Raw genomic sequence first — 11,271 nt, forward strand, 5'->3', positions numbered from 1 at the left:
CAAGGTATGCACTCATCATCAGCATCAGGTTCAGCCTCAAGTTCAGGGCAGTTCCAGTCCGCCCGAGGCTTTGTGCAATTTGCGCAAATGCTCGCCGATCTGCTTCACATTGGCCTCACTGGCCGCAATCTCCGCAGCGCGCTTGGGCTCTAGCAACTTACGCACTTCAGCATCCAGATCACCGGACAGCACCAGCAGCTTTTTCTGCCGCTGACTGCTTTCATCCTCAAGCCGCCGGAACTCGCTCGGCTGTGGCAACCCATAACCACGACTATCAAGAAGCTCTGCCGGGCGGCTGAGGAAGCCGCTGTTGGCGAGGATTTCCTGCAAGGTCGCGTTAGCCTTGTCCATGCCGCCGTTCTCCAGCTCCCGGGCACCGAGGTAGCGCTGCTTGACCTCGTCCTGTGCCAGCAACAACTGACGGCGATAACTGGCTTGCTCCAGCAACAACAACGCGGCGCTGGTGCGCAGGTCGGCGCGCTCGAACCACTCGCGGCGTTGTTCGGCGGACAATGAAAGCCATTCTTCAACGGAGGTCTGTTTGATCGGCAGCTGTTTCTTCAGCACATCGAACATCGCCTGATAGCGATCGCGGAACGAGTCGAAGCGATATCCCAGACGCAAGGCTTCTTTCGGGTCATCCAGTACGCTTGTCTCCGCCAGACCGCGGCCCTTGAGCACTTCGAGCAAACCGTTGGGCATGATGCTGTCGAGACCGACCAGTTGCGCGTTGTTACTGCCGCTGCGCAACAGTTTCAAACCTTCCACCGCGCAGTTGTTGGACAGGAAGAAGTAGTTGCCGTCGTAGCTCCAGTGCATCTCGGCGGCGTGCTCGACCACGCCTTCGATCTCGTCACGCGACAGGTTCAGCGGCACTGACGCAAGGCTGCGCAGTTCGGTTTTGGTGTATTCGTCGATGACCTGCGCGAGCGGCAATACGAACAGTCGCGAGGGGTACTTGCCGACCAGGCCGTCCCAGCTCGACAACTGCACGTCGCCGACGAAGGCGCGGTACGACAACACCAGATGCTGATCGAGATCGAGCCGGCAGTCCGGGCCACGTGGACGGCCCGGCGCGCAGATCACCAGGCGCAACATGCTGTGGCCCCAGCGGCTGACCCAATTCTGGTTGGCCTCGGCCAGCAGGTAGTCGACGGCGTAGACCCGTTCCGGATCGACCTGCCCCAGCGGTTGCTTGGCGAAATCGTTGCCGGCATTGAGAAACGCGAAGGTCTTGCTGCAAGTGTCCTTGGCTGGCGGCGCCCAGCCAAAGTGTTCCTTGTAATAGCGATACAGCGCCGGGCGACGGCAGGCGTAGCTCGGGTCGAGGAGGAAATACTCCATGTTGACCGCAACGAACTCCTTGGGACTGGAGATCTCGTACAGATCCGGGCTGCGGGCGATCTGCCGATTGTGTTGTTCACGCTCACCACGCCGGCCGACGTATTGCTGCCAGCCGGCAAGGTCAAGCAGGCGAGGGTCATCGCTGAGAGTGAAGCGGCGACCGTTCTGACCACGGCACTCGTCGGGTATACCGACCAGCCCGGCGCTGTTGCTGCGTCGGGTGCAGCGCTGGATCAGCGTACGTTCGGCGGCTGGCCACAGGCGTGCACGGTCATAAATGTGGGTGATTTCATGCAACACCGTGGCGAGCAGTTCCTGACGCACAGTGCCGTGGGGACGATTGGTTTTTTCTTTGGCTGCACTGCCGTCGGTGAGCCCGGCGAGCAATTTACGGTTCAGATCGAGTTCGGCGACCAGGGTGGCCTGGCCATAGGCATTGCCGGGCATGTCGTCCGTCCAGCCGACATCGATGCGCCGGTCCAGGCGCTCGATGAAACTCGGCGGCAGTTTCTGCATGGCCTCATCGATCAGCGCCTGACTGGCCTGTTGTTGAGCCGGACTCAAACCGTCGGTCTTGAGCCGCAGTTGCAGGCCGGCGTGGGCGCTGTTGCCAAGCAGCAACAACGCCCCGGCCAGTAGCCAGGCGCCGAGTGACTTCACAGCGCGAGAATGGCTTCGGCGAGCACCTGATCACTGGCGTCGCGTGCTTCCGGCACGCGAGTGCGCAAGGTGTTAAGCGCGGCTTCGAGGTGGGCGCCACGGATATCACCGTTGCTGGCGACGAAACTGGCGGCGTCGTCGTGAGCTTCGCGGATGATTTTCGAATCGCGGATCGACGTGGTGGTGTCGGAGGTGAAATCGATAGTGCGCTGGGAGGCACGAACGATGATGTTACTGGTGGCTACCAGGGTGTGCGCCTGGGCCACATCGGCCAACAAAAACAGGCCGAGGGCGGCAGCAATCAGCGGGCTACGCATGGAACGACTCCGGAAGGGCAAGGGTAACTGGGGACAGGATGACTATTGGACGAGAATTGCCTCTGCCAGTTCAAGGTCGCTGACATGAAGTTTTGGCCGCGTTTTGCGCAGGTAATGCAACGCGGATTCCAGCCGCGCGCCGCGCCATTCACCGTCACTTGCAACAAATGCGGCCGCGTCATCGTGGGCGGCGAGCAGCAGTTTACGGTCGAACGGTGCCGAAGACACCATGCCGGTCGCCCAAACGGAGACAACAGTGTTTTGCGTCGATACATCAAAGGCATCGGCTGAAGTCGCCCAGCAGGCTGTGAGCAATACGGAAGGGATAAGCAGATTTGGCAGAAAACGCATAGGACTCGGTAACGGTTAGCGAGCCCCAACACTAGCGCAATGCCCGGGCCAGAGCCAGCGCCGAAACATCGGGACACGCACGACGTGTCCCGCAATGCCAGCAGCTTAGATGGTCAGAATAGCCTGAGCCAGCTGTGCATCGGTTGCTTGTAACTGTGGTGCCTGATGGCGAATGTGATCCAGCGCGCTTTCCAGCTTCACGCCACGGATTTCGCCTTCGCTGGCTACGAAGCTGGCAGCGTCGTCACGGGCGGCGAGGACGATTTTGTCGTCACGAAAGGAAGAGGAAACGTCGGAAGTGGCGTCGGACGAGGATTTCAGCGCACCGACAACGGCGTCGGTGGTAACGATGAAGCTGGTGGCACTGGCGTTGGCAGCCATTGCCAGCAGGGCAGCAGCGCTGAGCAGGCGAAGACGGGACATAGGGTAACTCCTGAGGATAAACCGTAGTGAGAGGTGGCTCGGTATCTGTGGAGTCAGACGCCGGTTGCACTGCATTCGCCACGTTCTGCGTGGATATTAGGCCCGGCGACGAGGTTCGCACAGTGGGCAAAATGCTAGCGCCAGAAGGGTTTCTCCATTTCATTCAGCCGATCGGCGTGGCTGAGACCCAGATCTGCGAGATCCCGACCCTCCAGTTGCGCCAACAGGCGCCGCGTCCTGGCGCGCTCCAGGGCTTGCCAGATATTGCGAAACACGCGGCGCAAAGGGTGGCTGCGCTGGGGCGCGCTGCTCGACATTGCTGAAACATCCTGTAAGTCATTCATGACCTTTTCCTTTAGCCAAATAGGGTGAAGGGTCATGGTGAGCCTGATACAGGCAACGGAGCAGATACACCGGCGTAAAATTGTACTGGTTCAGAATCGATTTTATTAAAACTGTACTTGTGTTCGGCTCAGGTGCCTGTACCGGCCGTTTTCCGTGGTCAAAACGACAAAACCCGTCGTGGTTTCCCACGACGGGTTTTGTATTTTCAATTCGGGTTGCTGGCGGTGGGTCTAACGACCAGAGCCAGCGACGCTACTTAGCGCCAGAACGGCTTGCTCAGCTCTTCGTAGCGTTGTGCTTCGCTGATACCGGCGTCAGCCAGCAGACGCGAATCCAGACGAGCCAGTTGGTGGCGGCTGGAAATGCGGCGCTGCCACAACATCAGGTTGGCGATAACGCGCAGAGGCAGGGAAGCCTGGGTGTTTACAGCTTTGTCTTCGAAGAACAGTTCGGAACTGAGTGTACGTTCCATGGTTGACATCCTTCCGCTTGTGGCGGGATCAGGTAGTGGTTTGACTGGTGCCCATGATCCTCTCGTTTGCCTAGTCTCTCTAGATACAGTTCAACTGTATTGTGAGTGACCAGTTAACTGTTTAAAGACGGTGTACGGGTCAAAATTGAGCAAACTGTACCTATCTGCACTTAAGTGGTGCATTTGTGCTTGAGTGGAGGGGTTTTGTAGGCAATTGCTGTAAGAATCGACCGGTACAGCAGTACAGTTTTTGTCGTTAAGACGGTTTGCGAAAATCCGCTGGAGCAAACTGTGTTTGCCCCAGCGGATTATCTGTGCGAGTTACACCGCCAACATGCGCCCGGTTTCTTCCAGGTTGATGTGCCAGCTCAACGCCTCACGCAGGATGTGCGGGGTGTGACCACCGATTGCACAAGCCGCCGTGAAGTAATCGTTCAAAGCCTGGCGGTAGTCCGGGTGCACACAGTTGTCGATGATCACCCGGGCACGTTCGCGTGGCGCCAAGCCACGCAGGTCGGCCAGCCCCACTTCGGTCACGAGAATGTCGACGTCATGTTCGGTGTGGTCAACGTGGCTGACCATCGGCACCACGCTGGAAATCGCGCCGCCCTTGGCAATCGACTTGGTCACGAACACCGCCAGGTGCGCGTTACGCGCGAAGTCACCGGAGCCGCCGATGCCGTTCATCATCCGCGTGCCGCAGACGTGGGTGGAGTTGACGTTGCCGTAGATGTCGAACTCCAGCGCCGTGTTGATGCCGATGATGCCCAGACGACGCACCACTTCCGGGTGGTTGGAGATCTCCTGCGGGCGCAGCACCAGTTTGTCTTTGTACTTTTCCAGATTGCCGAACACGTCACTGTTACGGCGCTCCGACAGGGTGATCGAGCTGCCCGAAGCAAAGCTCAGCTTGCCGGCGTCGATCAGGTCGAAGGTCGAGTCCTGCAGCACTTCGGAGTACATGGTCAGGTCTTCGAACGGCGACTCGATCAGGCCGCACATCACCGCGTTGGCGATATTGCCGATCCCGGCCTGCAACGGGCCGAGCTTGTTGGTCATGCGCCCGGCGTCGACTTCCTGCTTGAAGAACGTGATCAGGTGATCGGCGATGGCATTGGTATCAGCGTCCGGCGACGACACGGTGGACGGCGAATCAGGCTGCTGAGTGATGACGATGGCAACGATCTTTTCCGGTGGAATAGGAATCGCAGTGCTACCGATGCGGTCGTCGACTTTTACCAGCGGGATCGGCGTGCGCGTCGGGCGGTAGGTCGGGATATAGATGTCATGCAGACCTTCGAGGTTGGCGTTGTGCGCCAGGTTGATCTCGACGATGACCTGTTTGGCGAAAATCGCGAAGCTCGCCGAGTTGCCCACCGACGTGGTCGGCACGATGTGGCCTTGTTCCGTGATGGCCACGGCTTCGATCACCGCGATGTCCGGCAGCTTCAGTTGTTGGTTGCGCAGTTGCTCGACGGTTTCCGACAAGTGCTGGTCGATGAACATCACTTCGCCGGCGTTGATCGCCTTGCGCAAGGTGCTGTCGACCTGGAACGGCATGCGTCGCGACAGCACGCCGGCTTCGGTCAGTTGCTTGTCGAGGTCGTTGCCCAGGCTGGCGCCGGTCATCAGGCTGATCTTCAGCGGCGTGACCTTGGCCCGCTCGGCCAGTGCGTGAGGGACGGCTTTGGCTTCGCCGGCACGGGTGAAACCGCTCATGCCGACGGTCATGCCGTCCTCAATCAGAGCGGCTGCGTCGGCGGCGCTCATCACTTTGTCCAACAACGAAGGCAGGCGAATACGGTCACGGTACATGGATTATTATCTCGGGAAGCGAGTAGCAGGATGCGCAGTCTAGTGAATTTGACGGGCGCCTGTCCCGCTACCAAGGTCGCAAACGAGGCGTCTATTTAGCGGGTTTCAAGTAAAACACCGTTACTGGATCTGCAACAACGCGGCATATTGTTCGACTGTTTGCACAAACAAAAACGCCCCGACAAGTCGGGGCGTTCGGTATTGCAGCGGGGAGTTACTCGACCGCTTTGACCATGTCTTCGATGACTTTCTTCGCGTCGCCGAAGACCATCATGGTCTTGTCCAGGTAGAACAGTTCGTTGTCCAGACCGGCATAGCCGCTGGCCATCGAGCGCTTGTTGACGATGATGGTCTTGGCCTTGAACGCCTCGAGAATCGGCATGCCGGCAATCGGCGATTTCGGATCGTTCTTCGCGGCCGGGTTGACCACGTCGTTCGCGCCGAGCACCAGCACCACGTCGGCCTGACCGAACTCGGAGTTGATGTCCTCCATCTCGAACACCTGGTCGTAAGGCACTTCGGCCTCGGCCAGCAGGACGTTCATGTGCCCTGGCATACGCCCCGCGACCGGGTGAATCGCATACTTCACGGTCACGCCACGGTGGGTCAGCTTCTCGGTCAGCTCTTTCAGCGCATGTTGTGCACGCGCTACCGCCAGGCCGTAACCCGGCACGATGATCACGGTATCAGCGTTGGTCAGCAGGAAGGTCGCGTCGTCAGCCGAGCCGGATTTCACCGGACGGGCCTCTTTCGCACCGGCCGGACCAGCGTCGGCCGTGTTGCCGAAACCGCCGAGCAGTACATTAAAGAAGGAACGGTTCATCGCCTTGCACATGATGTACGAGAGGATCGCACCGCTCGAACCCACCAGAGAGCCGGCAATGATCAGCATCGAGTTGTTCAGCGAGAAGCCGATACCCGCCGCCGCCCAGCCCGAATAGCTGTTGAGCATCGATACCACGACCGGCATGTCCGCGCCGCCGATCGGGATGATGATCAGCACGCCCATCACGAACGCCAGCGCCAGCATCAGCGCGAAGGCGGTGAGGTTGCCGGTGAACATGAAAGTCAGGCCGAGTGCCAGCGTCGCCAGACCCAGCACCGCATTCAATTTGTGCTGACCGGTGAACTGTACTGGTGCGCCTTGGAACAGACGAAACTTGTACTTGCCCGAGAGCTTGCCGAAGGCGATCACCGAACCAGAGAAGGTAATCGCACCGATCGCAGCACCGAGGAACAACTCCAGACGGTTACCCGTAGGGATCGAGTCGCCCAGTTGCTTGACGATGCCCAGCGATTGCGGCTCAACCACAGCAGCAATGGCAATGAACACTGCCGCGAGACCGATCATGCTGTGCATGAACGCGACCAGTTCCGGCATCTTGGTCATTTCAACGCGCTTGGCCATGATCGAACCGGCAGTGCCGCCGATCAGCAGGCCGACGATGACGTAACCGATACCCGCGGTTGCCAGCTCAGCGCCGAGCTTATAGATGAGGCCGACGGTAGTGAGAATGGCCAATGCCATGCCGAGCATGCCGAACAGGTTGCCGCGCCGCGACGTAGTCGGGTGCGACAGGCCTTTGAGGGCCTGGATAAAGCAGATCGACGCGATCAGGTAGAGCGTCGTGACGAGATTCATGCTCATTACTTCGGCGCCTCTTCTTTTACTTTCGGGGCTTTCTTCTTGAACATCTCAAGCATGCGGCGGGTGACCAGGAAACCACCGAACACGTTGACCGCCGCCAGTGCCACAGCGAGAGTGCCCATGGTTTTACCCAGCGGCGTAACGGTCAGTGCGGCGGCGAGCATGGCGCCGACGATCACAATCGCCGAGATGGCGTTGGTCACTGCCATCAACGGCGTGTGCAGTGCAGGTGTAACGTTCCAGACCACGTGGTAACCGACATAAATCGCCAGCACGAAGATGATCAGGTTGTAGATACCGGGGGAGATAAGCTCTTCCATCGTCTGAATCCCTGCTTAGGCGTTTTTGCGGATGACTTGGCCGTCGCGGCACATCAGGCACGCGGCGACGATGTCGTCTTCGAGGTTGACGTCGAACTGGCCTTCTTTAGTGAAAACCAGCTTGAGGAAGTCCAGCAGGTTGCGTGCGTACAGCGCCGAAGCGTCTGCAGCGACTTCGCCGGCCAGATTGGTCGGGCCGCAAATGGTCACGCCATTCTCGACCACGACCTGATCGGCTACGGTCAGCGGGCAGTTGCCACCCTGAGCCGCCGCGAGGTCGATGACCACCGAACCCGGCTTCATCTGCGCCACGGTCTCTGCGCTCAACAGCGTCGGCGCTTTGCGACCCGGAATCAGTGCGGTGGTGATGACAATGTCAGCCTGCTTGGCGCGCTCGTGCACGGCCTGGGCCTGACGCTGCATCCAGCTCGCCGGCATGGGCCGCGCGTAACCGCCGACACCGACCGCGCATTCACGCTCTTCATCGGTCTCGTAAGGCACGTCGACGAACTTGGCACCGAGGGATTCAATCTGTTCCTTCACTGCCGGACGCACGTCGGACGCTTCGATCACTGCTCCCAGACGTTTCGCCGTGGCAATCGCCTGCAACCCGGCCACACCCGCGCCGAGAATCAGCACGCGCGCCGCTTTCACGGTGCCCGCAGCCGTCATCAGCATTGGCATGAAGCGCGGATAGTGGTGAGCGGCCAGCAACACAGCCTTATAGCCGGCAATGTTCGCCTGCGACGACAACACATCGAGACTCTGCGCCCGCGAGGTGCGCGGCGCCGCTTCGAGGGCGAACGCGGTAATGCCGCACTCGGCCATCTTCGCGATGGTTTCGTTGTTGAACGGGTTGAGCATGCCAACCAGCACCGTACCGCGCTTGATCAGCGGCAGTTCGGCATCGCTGGGGGCGACCACTTTGAGAATCAGCTCGGCGCCAAACGCGTCATTGGCACTGCCAATGGTTGCGCCTGCCGCTTCATAGGCACTGTCGACCACACTGGCTTTAACGCCGGCGCCGGTTTGCACAGTGACCTTATGACCTTGGCCGATCAGCTTTTTAATGGTTTCCGGGGTTGCAGCAACCCGTGTTTCACCGGTCTGGGTTTCGAGAGGAACACCAATGTGCACGTCAAATCTCCTGCGTGATCTTATTGAGTAAACCCATGCACTACGGATGGTGCGACTGGGGCGGCCGATCAGCACGATCCCGCCAAATCAGGGCGGGGCGCGGCATTTTGCAGGCGAACTTTATGCCCTTCAAGGGATTATGACGGGTGACGGAAAATTAACTACAAGTCATCCCGTGACCGAATGTCGCACTTGACCGCTTGAATCCCTTGTAAGCCGTGCTGTTCAAGGATTCTGGCCGAATTTGAAAAAATTTCTCATCGGCGACGTGAATAGGCAGTAATGAGTCGTGCATGGAGGCTCAAAGCCACGTCGTCAGGCGCTTGTGGGACGTCTGTACGACTTTCGGATACAGTCGCTGAATATGCGACAAATACTTATATCTGTAGTGCTTTGATTTTTCTGACTACGAGGTCAGTTAAGGCTGTAAGCCTTTATCCTTCTAGGCTGTAGCTCTGCGCCTGATTTACCAACCAGTCGCGAAATGCCTTCAGAGACGCCGATTCGACTTTTCGCTCAGGAATCATCAGGTAATAGGCCTTGATGCTGGAGAGCGTTTGCGGGTTGGCAATCACCAAGCGTTTCTCGGCCAGTTCACGCTGAATCAGGAACGGTGGAATCAGCGCAATGCCCATGTCGTGCATGGCCGCCTGGGCGAGCATGGAGAATAGCTCGTAGCGCGGGCCTGTCATGTCGCGGGGGATATTCAGGTGTTGCGAGTTGAACCACTGGCGCCAGGCATAGGGACGAGTGGTCTGTTGCAGCAGCGGCAGTTCGGCAATCTCATCGGCTGTCAGAAGCGTCTTGTTGCCGAGTAGGGCAGGGCTGCACACCGGCATCGGACTCTCGCCCATCAGCCTGTGGGATTCAGTACCCGACCAATCGGCATCGCCGAAGTAGATCGCCGCGTCGAATTCGGTATCGGCAAACAGAAAGGGGCGGGTGCGGTTAGTCAGGTTGACCGTGACTTCCGGGTGCTGGAGCTGGAAATCCTTGAGACGTGGGAGCAGCCATTGGGTGCCAAAGGTCGGCACCACCGCCAGTTCGATCACATTGGTGCCTTGCTGGCCCATCACCGAGAGAGTGTCGCGTTCGACTGCATCCAGTTGCGTCGCGACGCGGCGGCTGTAGGAAAGTCCTGCTTCGGTCAGCTTCACGCCCCGCCGCGAGCGTCGGAACAGTTCCACACTCAGGAAATCCTCCAGGGTGGCGATCTGTCGGCAAATGGCCCCCTGAGTGAGGGAAAGTTCTTCGGCGGCCCTGGTGAAGCTTTCGTGTCGAGCGGCTGCTTCGAAGCTGATCAGGGCGGTGGTGCTGGGGATCTTCCTGCGCATGTACGTCAACCTCACTAATACGCCGCATAAAAGGCATTCAGCGACGTTTCGAAGTGAGAAATTAGCACAACAGGATGCGAAATCCTCGTTTGCCGCGACGGCGAACCGCGCCTAGGATCAATGCCACGTTAATTCACCCGATTTACGAGGACACACTCATGGGCGGTAAGGCTAGCTTCAACTGGATCGATCCCCTGCTGCTGGATCAACAGCTCACCGAAGAGGAGCGCATGATCCGCGACACCGCCGAGCAGTTCGCTCAGCAGAAGCTCGCGCCGCGCGTTCTTGAAGCTTTCCGTCATGAGAAGACTGATCCGGCGATATTCCGCGAAATGGGCGAAGTCGGTCTGTTGGGCGCAACCATCCCAGAGCAATACGGTGGCAGCGGGCTCAACTACGTCAGCTACGGTCTGATTGCTCGTGAAGTGGAGCGTGTCGACTCCGGCTACCGTTCGATGATGAGCGTGCAATCTTCGTTGGTGATGGTGCCGATCAACGAATTCGGTACCGAAGCCCAGAAACAGAAATACCTGCCGAAACTGGCTTCCGGCGAGTGGATCGGCTGCTTCGGCCTGACTGAGCCGAACCACGGTTCCGACCCGGGCGCGATGATCACCCGTGCACGCAAAGTCGATGGCGGTTACAGCCTGACTGGCGCGAAGATGTGGATCACCAACAGCCCGATCGCCGATGTGTTCGTGGTCTGGGCCAAGGACGATGCTGGCGACATCCGTGGTTTCGTGCTGGAAAAAGGCTGGAAAGGTCTGAGCGCTCCGGCGATTCACGGCAAAGTCGGCCTGCGTGCGTCGATCACCGGTGAGATCGTCATGGACAACGTGTTCGTACCGGAAGAGAACATCTTCCCGGACGTGCGCGGTCTGAAAGGCCCGTTCACCTGCCTCAACTCTGCACGCTACGGCATCTCCTGGGGTGCGCTGGGCGCCGCCGAGTTCTGCTGGCACACCGCTCGCCAGTACACGCTGGATCGTCAGCAATTCGGTCGCCCATTGGCCGCTACTCAATTGATCCAGAAGAAACTGGCCGACATGCAGACCGAAATCACTCTGGCACTGCAAGGCTGCCTGCGTCTGGGGCGTATGAAGGA

At 59.1% G+C, this 11,271-nt stretch carries 12 protein-coding genes (1 of these 12 only partly in view); 1 reads left to right on the forward strand and 11 read right to left on the reverse strand.

Features of this window, described 5'->3' with window-relative positions; genetic code table 11:
- Window positions 1-42 precede the first annotated feature (42 nt).
- From JFT81_RS24480 to JFT81_RS24530, 11 genes are all read right to left on the reverse strand, one after another.
- A complete protein-coding gene (locus JFT81_RS24480; protein ID WP_201229659.1) occupies window positions 43-2,004 on the reverse strand; it encodes a DUF4105 domain-containing protein in 1,962 nt (653 codons plus the stop codon).
- Window positions 2,001-2,321 (reverse strand): DUF2388 domain-containing protein, encoded by a 321-nt coding sequence (locus tag JFT81_RS24485; RefSeq protein ID WP_034152281.1) that lies wholly within the window; start codon window positions 2,319-2,321, stop codon window positions 2,001-2,003. Before JFT81_RS24485 ends, JFT81_RS24480 begins: the two co-directional genes overlap by 4 nt.
- Window positions 2,322-2,363: 42 nt before the next feature.
- Complete coding sequence (locus JFT81_RS24490; protein ID WP_201229660.1) at window positions 2,364-2,672, reverse strand: DUF2388 domain-containing protein; 309 nt, start codon at window positions 2,670-2,672, stop codon at window positions 2,364-2,366.
- 105 nt (window positions 2,673-2,777) lie between these two features.
- Complete coding sequence (locus JFT81_RS24495) at window positions 2,778-3,095, reverse strand: DUF2388 domain-containing protein (RefSeq protein ID WP_201199420.1); 318 nt, start codon at window positions 3,093-3,095, stop codon at window positions 2,778-2,780.
- A gap of 134 nt (window positions 3,096-3,229) precedes the next feature.
- Window positions 3,230-3,439: a DUF1127 domain-containing protein gene (locus JFT81_RS24500; RefSeq protein WP_201199422.1), complete on the reverse strand. Its 210-nt coding sequence runs from the start codon at window positions 3,437-3,439 to the stop codon at window positions 3,230-3,232.
- A gap of 257 nt (window positions 3,440-3,696) precedes the next feature.
- Window positions 3,697-3,912, reverse strand: coding sequence for a DUF1127 domain-containing protein (locus JFT81_RS24505; RefSeq protein WP_007911656.1), 216 nt, complete (start codon window positions 3,910-3,912; stop codon window positions 3,697-3,699).
- Between the two features lie 321 nt (window positions 3,913-4,233).
- Window positions 4,234-5,727 (reverse strand): acetyl-CoA hydrolase/transferase family protein, encoded by a 1,494-nt coding sequence (locus tag JFT81_RS24510; protein ID WP_201147179.1) that lies wholly within the window; start codon window positions 5,725-5,727, stop codon window positions 4,234-4,236.
- A gap of 214 nt (window positions 5,728-5,941) precedes the next feature.
- A complete protein-coding gene (locus tag JFT81_RS24515; RefSeq protein ID WP_201229661.1) occupies window positions 5,942-7,375 on the reverse strand; it encodes an NAD(P)(+) transhydrogenase (Re/Si-specific) subunit beta in 1,434 nt (477 codons plus the stop codon).
- Complete coding sequence (locus JFT81_RS24520) at window positions 7,375-7,695, reverse strand: NAD(P) transhydrogenase subunit alpha (protein WP_003187417.1); 321 nt, start codon at window positions 7,693-7,695, stop codon at window positions 7,375-7,377. Before JFT81_RS24520 ends, JFT81_RS24515 begins: the two co-directional genes overlap by 1 nt.
- 15 nt (window positions 7,696-7,710) lie before the next feature.
- Complete coding sequence (locus JFT81_RS24525) at window positions 7,711-8,832, reverse strand: Re/Si-specific NAD(P)(+) transhydrogenase subunit alpha (protein WP_201147177.1); 1,122 nt, start codon at window positions 8,830-8,832, stop codon at window positions 7,711-7,713.
- 434 nt (window positions 8,833-9,266) lie between these two features.
- Entirely contained in the window at window positions 9,267-10,166 is a 900-nt protein-coding gene (locus JFT81_RS24530; RefSeq protein ID WP_201229662.1) for a LysR family transcriptional regulator, read from the reverse strand.
- Window positions 10,167-10,324: 158 nt separating this feature from the next.
- Between JFT81_RS24530 and JFT81_RS24535 the strand changes: the two genes are divergently transcribed.
- Window positions 10,325-11,271, forward strand: the 5' portion of a protein-coding gene (locus tag JFT81_RS24535) for an acyl-CoA dehydrogenase (protein WP_095049508.1). The gene runs 235 nt beyond the window's last position; only the first 947 of its 1,182 coding nucleotides appear in the window; its start codon is at window positions 10,325-10,327; its stop codon lies off the right edge, out of view.

Source organism: Pseudomonas sp. TH43, from assembly GCF_016650635.1.
Lineage (GTDB): Bacteria > Pseudomonadota > Gammaproteobacteria > Pseudomonadales > Pseudomonadaceae > Aquipseudomonas.